The sequence below is a fragment of the Stenotrophomonas sp. YIM B06876 genome, from assembly GCF_030711595.1.
GTDB lineage: Bacteria > Pseudomonadota > Gammaproteobacteria > Xanthomonadales > Xanthomonadaceae > Stenotrophomonas.
This window is the reverse complement of sequence record NZ_JAUJUJ010000629.1, coordinates 1-374: the sequence shown is the minus strand read 5'-3', so window position 1 is coordinate 374 and position 374 is coordinate 1. Positions and strand designations below refer to the sequence as shown.

The following is a 374-nucleotide window of genomic DNA, read 5'->3' as shown; positions in this document are numbered from 1 at the left end:
GCGCACTTTGCCGCCTGGGTGCGCCTGTGGGGCGAGCACACGGATCGCCTGTTCGAGCCCGACGTGGCGCGCGAACTGCAGGCCACGGCGCACGGCATTGCGCGCAACCTGTTCCAGGGCTACTTTGGCACGCGGCCGGTGTTTGCCGGCGACGCGGCCGGCACGCACTGAACGGCTAGACGCGCGCCTCCAAGGGGTACGCCGGATCGGTATAGCCCGGCGTGGACGGGTGGCCCGGGTGCACCAGGGAGTCGACCAACGCTTCGTCCTCGGCCGTCACCACATAGCCGAGCGCCGGCGCGTAGTCCTGCCACTGCTGCAGCGTGCGCGGCCCGGCGATGACGGAGCTGACGCTGCGGTGCGCCAGCACCCAG

General features: G+C 71.7%; 1 pseudogene. It reads right to left on the bottom strand.

The features are described from left to right. Nucleotides 1–175: 175 nt before the first annotated feature. Nucleotides 176–374, bottom strand: a pseudogene (locus QZH66_RS18785) (aldo/keto reductase); the annotation flags it as partial.